This is a genomic window from Paenibacillus sp. FSL H7-0737 (assembly GCF_000758545.1).
Taxonomy (GTDB): Bacteria; Bacillota; Bacilli; order Paenibacillales; family Paenibacillaceae; genus Paenibacillus_AQ.
The window spans coordinates 4,780,784-4,800,408 of record NZ_CP009279.1 but is presented as its reverse complement, the minus strand read 5'-3'; the positions used below and the strand labels follow the sequence as shown (position 1 = coordinate 4,800,408).

16 protein-coding genes are annotated in these 19,625 nt (G+C 42.4%); 14 read left to right on the top strand and 2 right to left on the bottom strand.

Annotated elements, in window-relative coordinates; genetic code table 11:
* Nucleotides 1-88 precede the first annotated feature (88 nt).
* On the top strand, nucleotides 89-1,420 hold the full coding sequence (locus H70737_RS21080; protein ID WP_042190358.1) for a pyrimidine-nucleoside phosphorylase: 1,332 nt from the start codon (nucleotides 89-91) through the stop codon (nucleotides 1,418-1,420).
* Nucleotides 1,421-1,524: 104 nt separating this feature from the next.
* Here H70737_RS21080 and H70737_RS21075 read toward each other — a convergent pair whose 3' ends face one another.
* Nucleotides 1,525-2,538 (bottom strand): serine hydrolase domain-containing protein, encoded by a 1,014-nt coding sequence (locus H70737_RS21075; protein ID WP_042190357.1) that lies wholly within the window; start codon nucleotides 2,536-2,538, stop codon nucleotides 1,525-1,527.
* 375 nt (nucleotides 2,539-2,913) lie between these two features.
* On the opposite strand from H70737_RS21075, the gene H70737_RS21070 reads away from it, so the two are divergent.
* The 13 genes from H70737_RS21070 to H70737_RS21010 all read left to right on the top strand — a co-directional run bounded on the left by H70737_RS21070 (nucleotide 2,914) and on the right by H70737_RS21010 (nucleotide 18,395).
* Complete coding sequence (locus H70737_RS21070) at nucleotides 2,914-4,050, top strand: D-alanyl-D-alanine carboxypeptidase family protein (RefSeq protein ID WP_231573502.1); 1,137 nt, start codon at nucleotides 2,914-2,916, stop codon at nucleotides 4,048-4,050.
* Between the two features lie 175 nt (nucleotides 4,051-4,225).
* Nucleotides 4,226-4,579 (top strand): anti-sigma F factor antagonist, encoded by a 354-nt coding sequence (gene spoIIAA / locus H70737_RS21065; RefSeq protein ID WP_042129729.1) that lies wholly within the window; start codon nucleotides 4,226-4,228, stop codon nucleotides 4,577-4,579.
* Nucleotides 4,576-5,031, top strand: a complete 456-nt coding sequence (spoIIAB, locus tag H70737_RS21060; RefSeq protein ID WP_042129726.1) for an anti-sigma F factor — start codon at nucleotides 4,576-4,578, stop codon at nucleotides 5,029-5,031. The genes spoIIAA and spoIIAB overlap by 4 nt, the downstream gene beginning before the upstream one ends.
* Before the next feature lie 11 nt (nucleotides 5,032-5,042).
* Nucleotides 5,043-5,798, top strand: coding sequence for an RNA polymerase sporulation sigma factor SigF (gene sigF, locus H70737_RS21055; protein WP_042129724.1), 756 nt, complete (start codon nucleotides 5,043-5,045; stop codon nucleotides 5,796-5,798).
* Between the two features lie 97 nt (nucleotides 5,799-5,895).
* Nucleotides 5,896-8,829 (top strand): sensor histidine kinase, encoded by a 2,934-nt coding sequence (locus tag H70737_RS29920; RefSeq protein ID WP_052404382.1) that lies wholly within the window; start codon nucleotides 5,896-5,898, stop codon nucleotides 8,827-8,829.
* Nucleotides 8,830-8,869: 40 nt separating this feature from the next.
* Nucleotides 8,870-9,532, top strand: a complete 663-nt coding sequence (locus tag H70737_RS21045) for a response regulator transcription factor (protein WP_042190355.1) — start codon at nucleotides 8,870-8,872, stop codon at nucleotides 9,530-9,532.
* 204 nt (nucleotides 9,533-9,736) lie between these two features.
* Nucleotides 9,737-11,335 carry a HAMP domain-containing methyl-accepting chemotaxis protein gene (locus tag H70737_RS21040; RefSeq protein ID WP_042190353.1) on the top strand — a complete coding sequence of 533 codons (1,599 nt, stop codon included), beginning with the start codon at nucleotides 9,737-9,739 and terminating at the stop codon, nucleotides 11,333-11,335.
* Between the two features lie 41 nt (nucleotides 11,336-11,376).
* On the top strand, nucleotides 11,377-12,462 hold the full coding sequence (cheB, locus tag H70737_RS21035; RefSeq protein ID WP_042190349.1) for a chemotaxis-specific protein-glutamate methyltransferase CheB: 1,086 nt from the start codon (nucleotides 11,377-11,379) through the stop codon (nucleotides 12,460-12,462).
* Between the two features lie 193 nt (nucleotides 12,463-12,655).
* Nucleotides 12,656-13,660 carry a helix-turn-helix transcriptional regulator gene (locus H70737_RS21030; RefSeq protein WP_042190346.1) on the top strand — a complete coding sequence of 335 codons (1,005 nt, stop codon included), beginning with the start codon at nucleotides 12,656-12,658 and terminating at the stop codon, nucleotides 13,658-13,660.
* Nucleotides 13,661-13,851: 191 nt separating this feature from the next.
* Entirely contained in the window at nucleotides 13,852-15,258 is a 1,407-nt protein-coding gene (locus H70737_RS21025) for an MFS transporter (RefSeq protein ID WP_042190344.1), read from the top strand.
* A 136-nt stretch (nucleotides 15,259-15,394) separates the two neighbouring features.
* Nucleotides 15,395-16,162, top strand: coding sequence for an ABC transporter ATP-binding protein (locus H70737_RS21020; RefSeq protein WP_042190343.1), 768 nt, complete (start codon nucleotides 15,395-15,397; stop codon nucleotides 16,160-16,162).
* Nucleotides 16,152-18,155 (top strand): FtsX-like permease family protein, encoded by a 2,004-nt coding sequence (locus tag H70737_RS21015; protein WP_042190341.1) that lies wholly within the window; start codon nucleotides 16,152-16,154, stop codon nucleotides 18,153-18,155. The genes H70737_RS21020 and H70737_RS21015 overlap by 11 nt, the downstream gene beginning before the upstream one ends.
* An 18-nt stretch (nucleotides 18,156-18,173) precedes the next feature.
* Nucleotides 18,174-18,395 (top strand): hypothetical protein, encoded by a 222-nt coding sequence (locus tag H70737_RS21010; RefSeq protein WP_042190339.1) that lies wholly within the window; start codon nucleotides 18,174-18,176, stop codon nucleotides 18,393-18,395.
* A 91-nt stretch (nucleotides 18,396-18,486) separates the two neighbouring features.
* On the opposite strand, the gene H70737_RS21005 is transcribed toward H70737_RS21010, so the two are convergent.
* On the bottom strand, nucleotides 18,487-19,494 hold the full coding sequence (locus H70737_RS21005) for an ABC transporter substrate-binding protein (protein WP_042190337.1): 1,008 nt from the start codon (nucleotides 19,492-19,494) through the stop codon (nucleotides 18,487-18,489).
* Between the last annotated feature and the right edge of the window lie 131 nt (nucleotides 19,495-19,625).

Below are 19,625 nucleotides of genomic sequence, written 5' to 3'. Positions count from 1 at the left end.
CCATTGACGCATGAACAGATAGTTAATGTAACTAAACCAAAATATATCGGATTTGCTCGCGCAAATGTCCGTGAAATGCAGGTGTAAAATGAGAGCTGTCGACATTATTCAGAAAAAAAGAGACGGTGGAGAGCTGAGCCGTGAGGAAATATCCTTTCTAATTCAAGGCTATAGTAAAGGTGAAGTTCCTGATTATCAACTTTCCGCTTGGGCTATGGCGGTTTATTTTCAAGGTATGAACGCACGGGAGACCGGCGATCTAACGATGGAAATGGCGATGTCTGGTGATCAAGTGGATCTGAGCCCAATCGCAGGCATTAAGGTTGATAAGCACTCCACAGGTGGAGTGGGAGATAAAACCACCGTGGTGCTTGCACCGTTGGTAGCCTCTGCTGGAGTACCGGTAGCGAAGATGTCCGGCCGCGGACTTGGGCATACAGGAGGTACACTTGATAAGCTGGAGTCGATCACTGGCTTTTCTATAGAGATGGATCGCGAGCGTTTCTTTGATCAAGTAGGGGAGATCGGAGCTGCCGTGATCGGCCAGTCGGGCAACATTACACCCGCTGACAAAAAGTTGTATGCCCTTCGGGATGTAACAGCAACTGTTGAATCCATCCCTCTTATTGCAAGCTCAGTGATGAGCAAGAAGATTGCAGCGGGTGCAGACGCCATTGTACTGGATGTCAAAACCGGCAGCGGCGCTTTTATGAAGACGCTTGATGATTCTATTGCGCTTGCCCAGGCTATGGTGGATATCGGCACCCATTTGGGTCGTAATACCGTTGCGATCATCAGTGATATGGATCAGCCACTGGGTTACGGGATCGGAAATGCGCTGGAAATTAAGGAAGGAATCGAGACCTTGAAGGGTCACGGTCCTAAAGATTTGCAGGAAGTCTGCCTTATTCTGGGCAGCCAGATGCTTGTTCTTGGCGGTAAAGCCAAGGATGAAGCGGAGGCTCGTTCGATTCTGATGACACATATTGAAGATGGCACAGCGCTGGAGAAATTCAAACAGATCGTGAGTGCGCAAGGCGGAGATGTTTCGCAAATCGATGATCCGGAGAAACTCCCTGCTGCTAAACGATTCATTGAAGTGAAAGCGAAGACTAAGGGTTACATTGAGGGGATTCAAGCAGAAGAAATCGGCATTGCTGCTATGCTGCTTGGTGCAGGACGTGAAACCAAGGAATCTGTAATAGATTTGGCTGTAGGTATTCAACTCTCTAAAAAAGTTGGAGATGCTGTAGAGATTGGGGATACACTTGCAGTATTGCATATCAATGATGCCAGTGATAAGAAAGTAGAGGAAGCTGAGGGCAAGGTGCTGGAAGCTTACCGTATTACTTCTGAATCGGTTCCACCATTGCCACTGGTATTCGCGCTTGTTACGAAGGATGGAGTAACACGGTACTAGCCAAGGAAATGTAATTATTTTCATGACAAAGACCTGAAATAGAGAGTAAAATAGCGAGCCTCCGTTAATAGGAGGCTCGCTGTTTTACGTTTTTGACGGAGCAGCTACAAATGCTTATCGATAAGATTGAAAATCTGAGAAGCCCCGCTGCTTGTATTACATAATACGACCACAGTCTCTCCACTAGCCGGATAGAAAGCCGATCGGAAGGAAACACCGGGATCGTAGCCCATAATGTGAAACTTGAACACTTTTTCTTTTCGGAGGGTGATCCATACACCATAACCATAATAGCCTTCACCATCCACATGTATGTGGGGAGTAAGCAACAATGAAGTGAGTACTGGACTCAAAAGGGTATGGTTCATTAGCCCGCTCCAGAATAACTGCATGTCGGGAGCGGTTACGAAAGCTCCACCGTCAGCGCCTCCTTTTACCGGGATTGAATAGGTATTGCTTCTCCAGCGACCGTTCTCTTCCTCTATGTATCCTAGTGCACAGTTGGCTGGTAAGGCATCTAACGTAAAGTAACCGGATTGCTCCATTCCGCAAGGCTTAAAGATGTGAAGCTCCACATAATCGGAAAAGGACATTCCACTCAATTCCTCCACCAGAAGACCTAGCACAATATATCCGGCATTGTTGTAGTGGAAACGTTCACCAGGGGTCCACATCATGGGGAGGTTTCGAAACATCGGTACAAAGTCTTCCAGCTGCCGTAAAGTGTACATAGGTTGTGTCTTCCACAGTTCTTCGAAGTCATCCATGATTGTTTCATCAAAATAATCTGGAATCCCAGAGCTATGCGTAAGTAACTGATGTATGGTGATTTCAGAACTAAAGAGAGGGAACTCTACCTTCTTCAGATAGTCTGATAATCTGCTTTCGAAAGAAATCAATCCCCTTTCGACCAGTTGACAGACGGCAATTGCTGTGAATATTTTACACCCGGAAGCGATCCCGAACCGAGTATGAATATTGTTTTCGCGCTTATCCGACTTATTGGCATAACCGTGACAGCTGCTGGCGATTTCTTTATCAGATTGTTTTGCTAGTACTACGCCTGAGAAATCGTTCTGTTTTGCTTCTGTCTCAATATAAGTTTCAAGTGGGTTCATTCGTATATTCACTCCTCTGTAAGACAGTATAGGTTCTTAGTTAACATTCGTGAAAGTCTACGATTTACCTTTAAAAGTCCTAAAATGAGAGCTAAAAAAATGGAAATACTTTAAATTTGAAATATTATTTAATCTCCCCTATAATAAAAATGCTCTGCAACTGCTGCTGGGCTTTTTTTAATTGATGACATCCTTAATTCTTGAGATAAATAATTGTTGTTATTTCCTTAAAAATGGAATAATTTTCACCCTTTCTGACGAAACTGGAACACAGTACCTGTGATATGAAGGTTAACGTTCAGGAGGGGAACCATTGTGAGAAAAATGCGTTTTGCTGTGCTTGTGCTCTGTATCGCTGTATCGGTTCTAGGACCTATGTCAGGCGCTTATGCAGAAGAAAAAACCAAGGACTCTGGCAGTAATGCTGCCGCTGTAGACCTCGCACCGGGAGCACGTTCTGCTATTTTGATGGACGCTGGTACCGGAACTGTTATTTATGAGAAGAACAGCCATGATAAGCTGCCTCCCGCAAGTATTACGAAGATTATGACAATGTTACTAACGGTGGAAGCGCTGGATGAAGGAAGGCTGCAGCTGACTGATAAGGTGCGAACAAGTGAATATGCGGCTTCTATGGGTGGATCGCAGATTTTTCTGGAGCCTGGTGAAGAAATGTCGGTAGACGATATGCTCAAAGGTATCGCTATGGCTTCTGGTAATGATGCTTCTGTGGCGATGGCGGAGAAAATAGCTGGTTCAGAGAGTGCTTTTGTCGATCTGATGAATAAACGTGCAGAGGAACTGGGACTAAAAGATACCCATTTTGCCAACTGCAACGGTCTTCCAGCCGCCAATCACTATTCCTCAGCTTACGATATTGCGGTCATCAGTCGTGAGCTTTTGAAGCATGATCAAATTATCAAATATACCGGTTCCTATCAGGATTACTTACGTAAGGATTCAACCAAACCGTTCTGGTTGGTGAACACGAACAAGCTAGTGCGTTTCTACACTGGTGCTGATGGTTTGAAGACTGGTTATACTGCTGAGGCAAAATTCTGTCTGTCCGCTACTGCAGCAAGAGATGGTCTACGTGCTGTCGCTGTTGTGCTAGGCGAGCCGAACACAAAGACACGCAATAGCGAAGTGTCAGGCATGTTCGATTACCTGTTCTCGCAATATAAAGTACACACGATCCACAAAGAAGGGGATGCCATCGGCACCCTAAAGATTGAAAAGGGCGTAAAATCCGAGCTGCCGATAACGGCCAAAGAGACGTACAGTGTTCTTTTGAAAAAAGGTGTGACTCAAGAAGGCATCCGCCACGAACTAGTATTGCCGGAAAGCGTGAAGGCTCCAGTAGCTGAAGGTCAATCTGTGGGCAAGCTAGTGGTCTACCAAGGAACCCAAGTGATTAAGGAATATGAATTAAAAGCAGGGGAAGCTGTGCCGAAAGCAGGCTGGTGGAAGCTCTTTAAGCGCACAACAGGCTCGATGTTCGGCGTAGATTAAAAACAGTTTTTTTGTAGATTACCCCCATGTACTCTGTAGATTCATAGGGGTTTTCTTCTAGTTTTGTCGTGAGGCAGGATTCCTGATTTGCCGCGTAGAAAACCTTGTCCTTGAAGGGAATAGGTACTGTCTTTCAAGGTCAGTTTTCAAAGCAACGAAGAGGAGAGTGGCAAGCATGAATTCTCATGTGGAGATGGAGCATCACAGGGGTGTGTTGATTGTCCGTTTATCAGGGGAGTTGGATCATCACGCAGCCGATTTTGTAAGAATGGATATGGATGAAGCGATTATGCGTGGTCAGGTATCGCATTTGGTTCTTAGTCTTAAGCATCTGCAGTTTATGGACAGTTCAGGCCTAGGCGTGATTCTGGGAAGGTATAAACTGATCCACAGTAAAGGTGGAAAAATGGTTGTGTGTGATGCTACGGCACCTGTGAAGCGGCTGCTGGAAATGTCAGGCCTGTTCAAAATCATGCCCTTATATGACGACGAGAGTACTGCACTCTCGGATTTGGAGGTTGCGTTATGACAAATAGTAAGGCTGGTAACTTCATGAACGTGCAGTTCGCTGCACGCTCGGAGAACGAATCGTTCGCGCGTGTAGTCGTAGCAGCGTTCGTTTCCCGGCTTGATCCTACGATGGACGAGCTGAATGATCTGAAGACAGTCGTGTCGGAAGCGGTCACCAACTGTATTATTCATGGGTATGATAGTGATCCGGAAGGTATTGTGACCATTTCGGCATCGCTGGACAACGAAACGGTACATCTAACCATTGAGGATCAAGGACGGGGCATTGAGGATTTGGAGCTGGCGCAACAGCCGCTGTATACCTCTAAGCCAGAGCTGGAGCGGTCGGGCATGGGCTTTACTATTATGGAGAATTTCATGGATGAATTTGAAGTCACTAGTGAACCGGGACACGGTACTTCTATCTCAATGAAGAAAACCATCGTCTCGAAAAAAGCTTTATACAATTAGGGGTTGGAGCCATGGATGCAGAGTCAAAAAAAGCTCCGCCGACCTATTTGGACGATGCGGAGGTCAAACGTCTTATCGCGCTCAGTCAGGCCGGAGATAGTCTTGCCCGCGACACGCTTGTAAGCTGTAATATCCGACTGGTCTGGTCGGTAGTACAGCGGTTTATGAACCGCGGGTATGAGCCTGACGATTTGTTCCAGATCGGTTGCATTGGACTCCTGAAGTCCGTTGATAAATTTGACCTCAGCTATGAGGTCAAGTTCTCCACTTATGCGGTGCCGATGATTATCGGTGAAATTCAGCGTTTCCTTCGTGACGATGGCACCTTGAAGGTCAGTCGTTCCCTTAAGGAAATGGCTAATAAAGTTCGTAAGATGAAGGACGAAATGTCTAAAACGCTTGATCGTCTGCCTACGATTGGTGAAGTTGCGGAAGCGCTAGGGGTTACACCCGAAGAAGTGGTATTCGCTCAAGAAGCCAATAAACCACCGACCTCTATCCATGAGACGGTGTTTGAGAATGATGGAGATCCGATCACGCTGATTGATCAAATCGCTGACGAATCACAGGAGCGTTGGTTCGATAAGCTGGCATTAAATGAAGCTATCGGAGGCCTCAGTGAACGTGAACGTCTGATTGTCTATCTTCGCTACTATCGTGATCAAACGCAGTCGGAGGTCGCCAGTCGTCTAGGGATCTCTCAAGTGCAGGTATCCCGGCTGGAGAAGAAAATATTGCAGAATATCCGTGAGCAGATTGCTCAGTAGGATAAAGTTATTCATGTAATGACGCTTGTAAAATAGCGAATTAGAACAAAAAGCCGCCCCGAAAAGGGGGGGCTTTTTATGTGGAGGTGATCTCAATATGCATTCACTCGGCGACGAGAATGTGATCACATGGTCTATGGATATGGAAGAAAATCTACTGACGATGTCGAGAATTTTAGAGGAATGGGTTGGTTGCACAAGTAAGACTAAACAGCACAGCCCTAGTTTTTTACGGGAACTTGTGAATGTAGTGGATCGTGATCGATATGATGCCTACATGGAAAGATTAAATGCTGGTCATATCAGTAGTCTTGAGTATCGGATGCAACTACCTACTGAAGGACTGAAGTGGGTTCAAAATATCGGCACGCCTATCCTAAATAAGGAGAACAAGGTCTGCCGAATAGATGGAATTATGCTGGACATTACTGAACAAAAAAGGGCACAGATTCAGTTAGAGAGCACATTTTCTTTGTATCAACAGATGTTCTCTAATCTAGATGTGGCGGTTTGGTCTTACGATTACGTATCTAAGAAAGTGTTATTTATATCGGATGCCATTCTCAATATCACCGGTTATTCCGTTGAGCAGGCAAAAGAGGATGATTTTTGGCTTCGTATTGCTTATAAGGAAGAAAACCCCTTGATTCAAGAGATCATATCATCAGTTGGTCAAGGGATTCCACAACTTAGTGAATATCGAATTATCCACGCAAGTGGTGAGCCTCGATGGTTACAGGTCAGAATCATACCCAGTCTGGATGAATCCCAAGCGGTAGTTCGGCTTGATGGGATCTTGGCAGATATTACTGAAAGAAAGTTAATGAAGGAGGCTTTACTCAAAAGTGAACAGCGCTATAAATCCTTATTTGACTATAACTCAGACGTCGTATGTGAGGTGAATCTGCAAGGTAATATTTTGGCAATCAATTCTACGGCACAGCAAATTACTGGAGAAGCTTTAAGTATGGTCGGAGAGAATTTGTCCATCATGAATCTATTTGGAGCAGAGAATATGCCGAGGATGTTGGATTATTTCGGAAGAACAGTACGGGGATCTGCTCAGCACTATGTTGTGGCCTCTTCCCGTAAGGATGGATCAGTGAGCCATTGGTCTATGAAAAATATCCCGGTTTATGTGAATAGTCGTATAGTTGGGGCTTTTGTAGTTGCTAGAGATATAACATCAGCAGTAGAAGTAGAACACAAGTTAGCACAGCGTGAAGCAGAGTATAGACTTATTATTAATAACATGAAGGATATGATGGGGGTTTTGGATCAAAAAGGTAATTTCATTGTAGCCTCGCCTTCCTGCGAAACCCTAATCGGTATTCCTGTAGGTTTAATCAAGGACACTACCATCCTAGAGTATATCGATCCAGATGAGCAAGAAAACTTGCGTGAACAGATATCAAATATTTTTCGGACAAAAGCAAGCAAGATGTTTTACAATCGTTTTATTCACACAAAAGGTTATATCTTAAATTTAGAATGTCTTGCTACTCCTGTTCTAGGTGAGGATGGAGAAGTAATGAGTATCGTAATTGTAGCAAGAGACATTACTAAGAGAGTCCAGATGGAAAATGAATTAAGGGAAAGCGAGGAGTTCAATCAGCAGCTGATCAAGATGTCGCCTGAAGCAGTCGTTCTGCATAGCGATTATAAGTTTGTTTATGTAAATTTCTCTTGTCTTGGATTATTTGGAGTTAGCGATGAGAGTCAATTGATCGGTAAAAATATTTTCATTTGGGCGCACCCGGAGTATCTGCGGCTGTCGAAAGAACGCATGCGAGAGATCTATAAAGAACCCTATAAGATCTTAGCTCCTATTGAACAAAAGGTCGTACGTTCAGATGGAACGATTATCGATGTAGAGGTAACAGCTAGCTCCATTTTGTACAAAGGAAAAGTCGCATGTATCTCTATATTTAGGGATATTAGTGATCGAAAAAAAGCAGATGAGGACAGAGAACATACAGAGCAGATTATTCGAGAGAGTGAGGAACGGTATTTTCGCCTGCAAATGAGTCTCGATCAGTTCTCCCAAGATCTTTTTGGTGTGATGAAGATTAGTCATATGGAGCAGCGGTTACTTAGAGAAGTCAGAGAAACTCTGCAGATATCAAATATAAAATTTATCGCAGTTGAATCTAACCATGATAAATTATGTGAAATTATCGAGACTGAGCAAGGGTATTCACTCAAGATCGGGGAGTCCCGAGGAAAAAGCTACTTGCTATCGATTAACGAGAAGACGCTTTTACTAGAAATCGGCTCTATTCGAGTGTGGCTTGAGACGATTACCCGTTATGTCAGTGTTCTCTTTGATCATTTTTTGCTTATCGAAGATTTAACGAAGGATCTTGAGCTAGCAGCTTCCAAGCAAGTGGCTCCTACATGGCTTCTCCGATTTATGTTTAATTTGTCCGAGAATGAGCGAAAAAGACTTGCTCAGGACTTACACGACTCAGCGCTTCAAGAACAGATTATCTGGTATCGTAAGCTGGATTTTCTTTTAGGTGAAAGGTCCATTAATGGGGAACTTAGAGAACAACTAGAACAGATCTCAGAAGGTTTACTTGATGTTATTTATCAACTGCGGATTATTTGTAACGAGCTCCGACCTCCTGCATTAATCAATGAAGGTCTTATCTCCTCGCTGGAGACGTTGTTTGAATTTACGCAGCTACGTACCAACTATCAGATTTATTTCGAGTCTGAAGGGTTCACGCATAAGTTAGATGATGAAGTGCTTATAGGTCTGTACCGTATTGTGCAAGAGCTTTTAGCTAATGCAGCAAAGCACTCTTTTGCGACGGAAGTCCACATCACCTTAGCTAGTGAAGACAATCATATTCATTTGGATTATAAAGATAACGGAATCGGAATGAATTTATTTGGTGAGGATTCACTTACAAGTATGGGGATTTATGGGATGAAGGAAAGGGTTCGAAGTATGGATGGGTCAATAGTATTCCGATCGCCAGATAAAAAGGGATTAGCGGTCAATATATCTATACCTGCAGATTAATCATGCGGCATAACAATTGGATAGAGGGGTAGTCATAGGCATGATTCAAATATTGTTAGTGGATGATCATCCATCTGTGATGGAAGGGACTAAAATGATATTAGAGCAAGAGGGAGACATGAAGGTTACTCTAGCTAATGCAGCGAATGAAGTGCTTGAAATGGTGAGTAGTCATTCCTTTGACGTAATGTTATTTGATCTTCATATCGCGGATGTGAATGGGATTGATTTGGCGAAGCAAGTATTAACAATGAACGCGGATGCGATTATCTTAATCTACACCGGATATGAATTTACTAACAAATTTAACCTGATGATCGAATCGGGGATCTTTGGGTTTATCTCAAAAACAACCAATAGAGAGCAGTTGATTACAGCGGTACGATGTGCATTAAGAGGGGAAGTTATTCTGCCGCGGACCTTAGTCAAGCAGTTAAGAAAAGTACCACCTAAAGGATTAGAAATCAATGATGAACAAGCAACCTCCATGATTAGCAAAAGGGAACATGAAATGCTGACGGAAATCGCAAAAGGAAAAAGTAATAAGGAAATAGCGGAGATTGTGCTTATGAGTCAGCGGTCACTAGAATATAGTTTAACGAATTTGTTCCAAAAGCTAAATGTGAAATCTAGAATTGAAGCGGCTATAAAAGCTAAACGGCTCGGAATATTGAAGGAATCAGATTTTACTAATTCATTGTGAAAATAAGTAACAACCCTATAGATTGAAATCCCGATCACTAGATAGTGAGGCGGGATTTTTTGTTTTACGCGTCATTGCGGAGGTACGCAATAATTTTGCGTGATCACGCCGTTTTTTTTCGGTTACCATATTCTGCTTACCGTTTATGATGAAATAGTTCCTAAGAATTACTAAAAATTGACTAACGTAATGAGGTGCAGAAGGATGAAATGGTTTTATAATTTGAGAACAGCAGTGAAGCTAATCTCAGCATTTGTGTTGGTATCAGTCATTTTATGCTTTGTAGGATTCTATGGAATAAGTAATTTGAGTAAGATGGATGAGTCCATCGAGGATATGTATAAAAATCGCTTAACACCGATTGCCTATCTCGGTGAAGCGAATGAACTTTTTTTAACGAATAGAATAAACATCCGGGATATAAATACGATGGCCCAAACCGAGGTGAAGAAAAAAGAATATCGGGATAAATTACATAAGAATGTCCAAAGCATTGAAGACATCATGAGTAAATATAGTAAGACAAGATTGAGAGAAGAAGAATTAGAGAAAATGAAGGATTATCCTGAGATCTGGCAACGCTATACCACCAGCGTGGATCATGCAATTGAATTGGATAAGAAGATCATTAGTAATGAAGAATATACGAATTATTTACTAACAGGAGATTTACAGCTGGCCACTACGGAGATGACGGATTTCTTGCAAGGTTTAATCGACATCAATATGAAGCAGGCACAGGAATCCAGTGATAACGCCAATGAATTATATCAATCCTCTCGGTTGATTACCTTTAGTGTTACTATCATTGCACTTTTAATCAGCGTGGGTTTTGGCTATCTAATCTCGCAAATTATAGCACGGCCTCTTAATCAAGTGATGCGCCTGCTAGGTAAAGTAGCCAATGGAGACTTAAGCGAAACTTCGAATCTAAATTCTAAGGATGAGATCGGAAAACTTGCGAATTCTGTGAATGAAATGGTTCTGAACTTAAGACATACTGTGGGGGGGATTTTATCCTCTGCGGAAAGTGTCTCGGCGGCAGCACAGCAAATATCAGCAAGTACTGAGGAAGTAGCTAGCGGCAGTATGAGTCAAGCCACTGCAGCGCAAACGATGAATGAGTTGTTCCGAGAATTGTCTGAAGCGATTAATTCAGTAGCTCAGAGTGCAGAGCAAGCCTCAGAACTGTCAGATCATACGATGCGTATTGCTCAGGATGGAGGTGCGGTGGTTACTGACTCCATTCAAGGGATGACGTTACTTAACAACCAAATGTCTAGACTAGAAGAAGGCTCAGATAAAATTGGCGAGATCATTGCGGTCATTGATGATATTGCAAAACAGACAAATCTGCTGGCTCTTAACGCAGCTATTGAAGCGGCTCGTGCAGGTGAACAGGGCCGAGGTTTTGCTGTTGTAGCGAATGAAGTAAGAAAGCTAGCAGAGCGGAGCAGTGAGGCTACTAAGCAAGTCACGGACATAATTAAAGAAATGCAAAAAAATACACACCAAAGTGTGAATGCGGTAGTCGAAGGCGTAGCTTTTTCACAAAAAAATGGGGAAGCCTTTGATCATATTCTCTCTATGGTGAACGATACCGCTCATAAAGTAACAGAAATCGCTGCTGCCAGTGAAGAACAGGCCGCCCAGTCATCAGAGGTGTTGTACTCGATCGAGAGCATATCGGCAGCAACGGAAGAAATGGCGGCAAGCAGTAGTGAAACGGCAACGACGGCTAATGCATTAGCACAGCTTGCGGAGGAACTAAATGCACTCGTATCTATTTTTAAAGTTAAATAAACAGTGTCATGGGGATCATCATTGATAGGAGAGGAGAAGTAGTGCAAAAGTTAAAGGTGCTCGTTGTAGCTACTTCAGTAATGATGCGTAAACAGATCTCGAACCTTATTGCGGAGGATTCAATTATCGAGGTCATTGGAGCAGCTCGAAATGCATCCGAAGCGGTTAACATGGTTCAAGAACTCAGGCCTGATGTCGTGACGATTGATATAGAAGTGCCGGAATTGAATAGTTTAGTAGCGCTCTCTAGTATTATGTCACAACGTCCAACCCCTATCCTTATCCTAAGCTCGGGGTCAAAGGATGGAATAACAGCAACCATCACAGGTCTACAGAACGGAGCAGTGGACTTTATATCCAAGCCCACTCAAATCCATGGACCTGATTTATCCCAAATAAAAGACGAGCTAATATTCAAAATTAAACAAGCTGCTCAAATTCCTTTGAGAACCCTTATCCTTAACAATATTACTGTTTCGAAAGTGATGACAGGACTACAGGCAGAAGACAATTCTAAGAACGGATATACGGATGAATTCGATCAAATCGTAGCCATAGGATGTGGAGTTGGTGGTCCGAAGGCGCTTGAAATCGTAATTAGCTCGCTCCCGGCAAACTTCCCATATCCTTTATTAATCGTTCAGCATATGCCACCCAAGTATACGAAAGTATTAGCAGAACGATTGAATCGATTCTCAAGTGTACGGGTGGTTGAGGCGAAAGATGATCAATTGGTACTTGGAGGAACGGCATATATAGCACCTGGTAATTGTCATATGACTGTAGTTCAGCAAGGGCAAGTATGTAGAATCAAACTTCACAAGAAAGCTCCATTGAACGGATACCGTCCATCCATTGATGTATTGTTCGAATCGATTTCTGGACTGAAAAGCTTGAAGCAGCATTTGATTCTAATGACGGGAAGGGGAAACGATGGCGCAAGAGGCATGCTGAATGCCAAACAAGCTGGCGCCCAATCTACCCTTGTAGAGTCGCAAGAGACTTCGATTGTAAATGAAATGCCTGAAGCGGCGGTTGAGCTCAAGTGCGTGGATTATGAAGTTCCTTCATTTTTGTTAGCCTCGAAGATTATGGAGGTTACGGGGATGTTGGACGAACAAATTTGATGAATAAATTATTACCATAGGCGTTGGTAGGAGGAAAATCCACCAACGCTTTTTTATGTAAACCTAGGGTTTCATCCCAAGTGGGGATAAAAATCCTATAGATTTATTCCATGTTGACACCTGCAAATGATAACGATTATCATTTGAGTTGTGAATGGCTTTATTTGTATTGGCGAAGAAGGAGAGGCTTTCGATGGCTTTAAAAATATTGAATTTGGAGATTCATGATCTTTTTGAACAATTTACAGAGCGGATAGAAGGGCATGTTGAGCACAACCAGTGGGAACAACGTCTTACCATACCCTCGCATATCGGTCAGGGAAGCATTACTCGTACGCGAATTCGTCCAGGTATGGAGATCATGTATACGGATATAACTTACGAACAAGATATGAAGCTCTACATTCAGGAAGCTTGTCCGTTGTTCGAACTAAGTTATAACGTGAGTGGAGAAATCTATTGCGAATGGAACGGCAAGGAAAGTCATACGGAGAAACAAACAGGCAATGTTCTTTTTTTAGAGGATGTTCAGGTGTATGAAGAGAAAAAAGCTGGGGTCTCCAATCAATTGTTAGAAATACGGCTAGCTCCTAGCGAACTGCTGTATTATGCCGGAGATCTAGCGGAGAAACAACAGATGGAGACCTGGCTTAAACATCATCGTGGAAATATTGACCGTTATCCTGACACTGCGGCGATTCGAAAATGTGTCTTTGAAATGATCCATTGTACATATCATGGAACATTGAGACGATTATATATGGAGAGCAAAGCGCTTGAATTTATCGCTTTATTTGGGGAGTCCGATGGTTACGGCTCTATGAGCGGGAGTATGACGTTCCGGCCTGATGATATTATAAATCTAAAGCGGGTACATGAGTTGGTGCAAATCCATTTCGAACAACCGCTGTCCATACGTGAGTTAGCCAAGCGGGTAGGCATCAATGAATTCAAGCTAAAAAAGGGTTTCCGTGAGTTATTTGGCATGACGATCTTCGAGCTTGTTCGTATAAAGCGGATGGAGAAGGCGCTTTGGTACATGGAGGTAGAAGGTTTGAATATAGGAAAAACAGCCGTTTCGGTCGGATATAGTAATGTCAGCAATTTCACGACAACCTTCCGTAAGCACTATGGCTGCAATCCAAGCGAGTACTTAAAACGTATCGAACAACAGACTTTGGAGCGAAATAGGATCTAGAAGGATTTGTACTTATAGATGGCTTCAAGCAGTAGAACATAGGGTTCGGAATCGAACACTATATTCTGCCTGCTTGAGGTTTTTTTGTGTTTGCTCCCTTATCAAGGAGTAAACCTCCCTTAACAGGTAGAGAAAAAGACTATTCTAATTGATAATCATTATCATAGATTTCATAAAGAGGTGGTAATACAATGCAAGGAGTTGATTCGCGACGTTGGTATGCGCTATGGGTTATTCTACTTCCAACTTTACTCATTTCATTGAATACTTATATGATTCAAGTCGCCCTTCCATTAATGCAAAATCGCTTGAATGCGAGCTTCTCTGAAGCACAGCTTATCGTCACCGGATTTTCGCTAGGATTAGCTGTGGCGTTGATCATTAGTGGAAAGCTTGGGGATATATACGGCAGAAAACGAATGCTGATTATCGGAGTGAGTGGATTTACGATTATGGCAGTGTTGGGTGGTTTGACCTCAGATCCGACACTTCTGATTGTTATTCGCATCGTACAAGGTATGGCAGCTGCGCTTGTCCAGCCTCAGGTTTTGTCTATACTTCAGGTCAGCTTTCTGCAAAAGGAAAAGGGGCTTGTTTTCGGTATTTATGGTGCAATGATTGGCATTGGATTCGCTTTCGGATTTATTCTCGGAGGCACTATTGTGAATTGGAATCCGTTCGATCTCGGTTGGCGAACGGTATTTTTTTTCAATGTGCCTTTCGGACTTCTCGTCTTGCTGTTAATGCCGATTGTTCCTGAAACACGGGCCGAGCAGACGCACAGTATTAATTGGACGGGAAGTATCCTTTTGCTGATGGGTTTGTTCCTGCTAATCTATCCGTTATCAGAGGGACAAAAACAAGGGTGGCCATTGTGGATCTCAGGCTGTCTAATTATAGCTTTATTCGTGTTGTTTACTTTTGTCTGGGTTGAAAATCGGAAAGGAAAGCAGGGGAATGGTCCATTAGTCGACCTATCTATTTTCAGACATAGAACATTTAGTATAGGTCTGGCGACCGTGCTTGTCCTTTATCTAGGCATGTTCTCCTTCTTTTTTGTTTTAAGCTACTATATGCAATTTGGCTTGCACTATAATGTTCAAGATACAAGTTTGGTTTTTTTGGCTATAGGTATAGGCTTTTTTCTGACTTCCCTGATATCGTCTCGAATGGTCAGAAGATGGGGGATGAGTGTACTTAAAATAGGAGCGTTGATGATGGGATGCTCTAGTTTATTGCTTATATGGGAGCTAAATGTGGATGCGACGCATCTACTGGGCGCACGAAATATTTTAATATTATTGATATATGGCTTCGGTCTCGGAATGGCTACTACACCATTAGTCAACGTCACGCTCAGTTCAGTACCAGCAAGGATTACGGGCACAGGATCAGGTCTGATCACTACATTTATGTATTTAGCAAACTCGTTAGGGGTGGCTCTAATCGGTATTTTGTTCTCCACTTCGTTGAAACATTCTCTTTTGGAAGCAGATTTATCGGATTATGTAAGGGCGTTTTCCTTCTCACTGGCAGCTATCGGAGGACTTGCTTTTACTGGTTTTGTTTGTCTTTGTTTCTTGCGAGAGCGGAAATGATAGAGGAGGAATCAAGTTTTCTTGTTCTGTGAGCAATCTAACAACCGTTCTCTTCACTTAGTTTTATAGTATTTACAGGAATAACATAATTCCATTTAATGTTAATCCGCCAAGCTATGAAGGGGACGGTGCGAGCATGCCTATTCTAGAGGTAGAGAATCTCTCAAAAGAATATAAAGGCAAGGGCAAAATGAATGTGTTTCGGGCGCTAAACGGCATAAGCCTGAGTGTGGATAGCGGAGAGCTTGTTGCGATTATGGGGCCTTCGGGGAGTGGTAAAACGACGCTGCTAAACATCCTTAGCGGGATCGACACGGAATATAGTGGGGTAGTCCGGATTGCAGAGACTAGTATAAGCGAGATGTCTAAGAATGAGCTTGCACTGTTTCGCCGGCAGCGAATGGGGTTCGTTTTTCAAGATTACAATCTGCTGGATAGCCTGACCCTACGGGAAAATATAATGGTGCCCATGGTTTTGGATGACCAAGAGGTAGACGACATCAATACCAAGACAGATGAGACGATATTGCTATTTGATCTGGGCGAGGTGAAGGATAAATATCCGTATATGGTTTCAGGAGGACAGCAACAACGAGCGGCGATTAGCAGAGCGATTATTAATGATCCGGAGGTGATCTTTGCGGATGAGCCGACGGGGAATTTGGATTCCAAATCCTCAAGTATAGTAATGAAGACCTTCGCCAAACTGAATGCTCTGAAAGGAGCAACAATTGTGATGGTCACGCATGATCCTTTTGCGGCCAGCTATTGTAATCGCGTGCTCTTTATCAAGGATGGGAAGGCTCTATTAGAGATTACTAGGGACAATAAAGAACGGAGAGCATTTTTTGATAGGATTCTGGAGAGTCTGGCCTTCATTGGAGGGGGAGAAGATGACCTTTAGGAGAATGGCTATTCAGATGTTTAAGGCGAACCTTAGAAGGTACTTGTTATTTTTCCTATGCAGCAGCTTTACGATTATGGTCTTTTTCGCCTTTTACTCCCTGTATATAAACCCTGATTTTAATGACCCCTATCAAGTGAATGGAATGGTGTCCGGTAATTTATATGCTCCTTTTTTGGTGATGAGAGTATTTGCTGTTCTATTTATTGTATATGCGCAAATGGCCTTTTTGAAATTTAGAAAAAGCGACTTTGGGCTGTTAATGGTTCTTGGAATGACGAGCCACAATATCCGTAAAATTATTTTGTTAGAAAATAGCTTGATTGCGTTAGCTTCGATTCTCACGGGTTTAGGTGCAGGGACGGTCTTCTCCGTTCTTTTCTTCTTCATCATCTCGTTGTTTGTTAATATAGGGGGCAGTTCTTTTTCACTTACGCTGGAAAGTTATCTGTATACCATTAAATTCTTCGGGATTATTTACATAGCTGTGATTGGAATCCAATTAATATTAACGCTGAGATACAACATTGTACGCCTTTTAAAAGAATCCAGAACCGCAGAACGTAGCCTTCTTCATGGTAAAATCACAGGGATCATCGGAGTCGTACTACTTGGGATCTCCGTTTATGATATGATTACTCATTACAGTCCTGATGATGCCCGTATGATGTTAATCAATCTGGGAGTAAGTATGGTGGGTGTCTATTTGCTGCTGTCAGGACTTGGGGACTGGATGAAACTTTTTATATCGCGATCAAGCAGAGCCTATCACAAGCATTTAATGTTTAGCTCCGATTTGAACTATACCCTTGGTCGCTCCAAAATAGTGCTTTCTCTTATCACCTTCCTCGTCTTCATAACAATTTCTCTAAGCGGTATTATCTTTTATATTACCTGGGATGCTGAGAATATTCCTGTGAAAAACAACCCTTATGATATTGCCTATGCAGAAGTATTCGGGAAAAATAGCCTTCCATCTGAGACACTCAGCGAAATCACGGATCATGGTGCTACACCGCTGATTTCACACCAAACGCTTGAATACATTGATTTGTTCAATTTCAAGGTATTTTTGGATCAAAACATCAACACATTAATCGGCAGTGATTATCATGTGGAGAAAGATCACTTTCTTAATCTTGCCTTAGTTGCTCGAGGAGAAGAATGGAAGAATCAAAGACCAGAGATGCTCACCTTCGAAATGAAGCTTTCTTCCGGGAATCATACGTTGTACTCACAAGGACTTATTTTTAAAATGCTATTTAACCCTGTGCCGAATCTTATGAATGGTCTTCATGTTATTGTAAACGAAGAGGACTATATGGCGCTGAAAGCGGAAAATAAAAAAGCGATCGGTAACCTTCAGCTCCTGAATTTTAAGGATTGGAAAAAAACTGTGGATATAGATGCTAAGTTAAATGCCGCTTTAGCCAAATATAACAAAGACAATACAGAGTCCTGGTATGGCAATGAACGGCACGAAGCTCTCGTATTTTCTACGAAGTCTAGAATAAGTGACTATCTACAGTTACAGGAGTCTGGCCGATTTGGAATCTTCGTAATTTCATTTGTTGGTTTAATATTTTTCGGCGCCTCCGGGATAGTGCTGCATTTCAGTATTCAGACCGATTTAGAGCGTGAGAGGATCAAATTCAGGAAGCTGAACAAGATTGGAATTACTTCTAAGGACGTGGCTCGCATTATAGGCGGCCCCTTAAAGGTGCTGTTTTTTCTCCCGTATGCATTAGGTATTGCATTGTCTTCTTTTTATGTTGTTAGTTCTTCCAGGGTTGAAATGTCTACAGCTCTGGAGCCGATGTGGTTTTGTTTGTTGGTAGGTGGAGCGTATCTTTTATTACAAGTCCTCATTTATCGTATATACACCAAAATATACACACGCAATATGCTAGCACATATCGAACTGCTTGATGTTCCCACAACGAATAATACAAGATGTAAATTTAATTCCAATTATGATAATATTAACAAATAAAACGTAGGGGGATTCCATTTGAAAAAGATTTTTTCCAGAATTGCAGTCGCATTAATGATCTTGACCCTTGTTGCGATAGTCACTTGCTTTTATATTGGTGAATTCACCTATGCGTATGGATTAATTTTGGTGCTGTTTTTCGTATTTGCTGGGATGGGGCAGCTCTATAAGCTTAAAAATGATGAGTATATGTACAAAAAATTAAATAACACCGATGAGTATAATGAATATACTAGATGATATAAAATTAACAGAAACTTCTTATGTATAACCAAAACACCCCACTTTAGGCGATGCCTAATAAGTGGGGTGTTTCTTTATGTGTCTATTCTTATTTCTTACCGTTGCGCTCAAGAATCATATCAACGAACAGATCGATTTGTGCGGTAATGGCAATAGGATCATAGCGATAGAAGGTATCAAAATCGTTGTAGAACAGATGGTCGTTCTTCGCAGCAGCAAGTCCGTTCCAAACGGGTGATTCCTTCAGCTCTTTCAGCTTATCACCTTTTTTATCAGGATCATAAGTAGTTAGGAACATGTAATCCGCTGCATATTCTGGCAATAGCTCCATGGATAGCTGAAGTGTTTGGTTGTCATTGCTGTTCTTAGTAGGCATTTTCAGCTTAAGTGCATTATATAGGGCTTGTCCACCACGGCCTGCATTGTTACCGAAGGTCCATAGCTCACCTTTGTCAGTCAGCTCATAAATTCCGAATGTATCATTTTCATTCACGACACCTTTAAGCTTTTCGCGGCCTTCAGCAGCCTTTTTCTCAAAGTCAGCAATGAATTGCTCAGCTTTATCAGGTGCTCCTACAATATCTCCAAACAGTTTTACGGTTTCATAGATGTTCGTAGCAGTTCCGTATGGTATATGAATGGTTGGAGCGATTTTGGATAAAGCATCATAGTTGTCGTCGTACATAACTACAATTAGATCAGGTGCAAGTTCTAATGCTTTCTCAGCGTTGACTGGAGCACCAACATCTTGTGTGTTTTTGAGCAGGTCTTTCAAGAAGGGGTTATCAAAAGTACTAGGTTCAACGCCTATGACGTTAGCTCCAACGGAGAGTAATTCCCCACCATAATAATCTGTAACGATCCGCTGAGGTCTAACTGGGATTTGAACAGTACCTTTAGTAGTTTCATAGCTGCGCATTTCGGCAGCGGAAGCATCAGGAACAGCTGTTGCCTCTGCACTCGGGGCTGTTGTTGTTTCAGTTGTCGCGCTTGGTGTATTAGATGAAGCATTGTTGTTTCCCCCGCAAGCCGTCACAAATACAGACAATAACATTACGAGTGCCAGGATGGGGAAAAGGGTCTTTCTTTTTAGCATGGTAAACCTCCCTAAGTATATGTACCAAATAATAATAATGAGAATCATTATCAATATTATTTTCAATTTGAACTGTATCAAAGCTTAGAATTTCTGTCAATGCAATAAATTAAATGGTTCCAATTAAATCT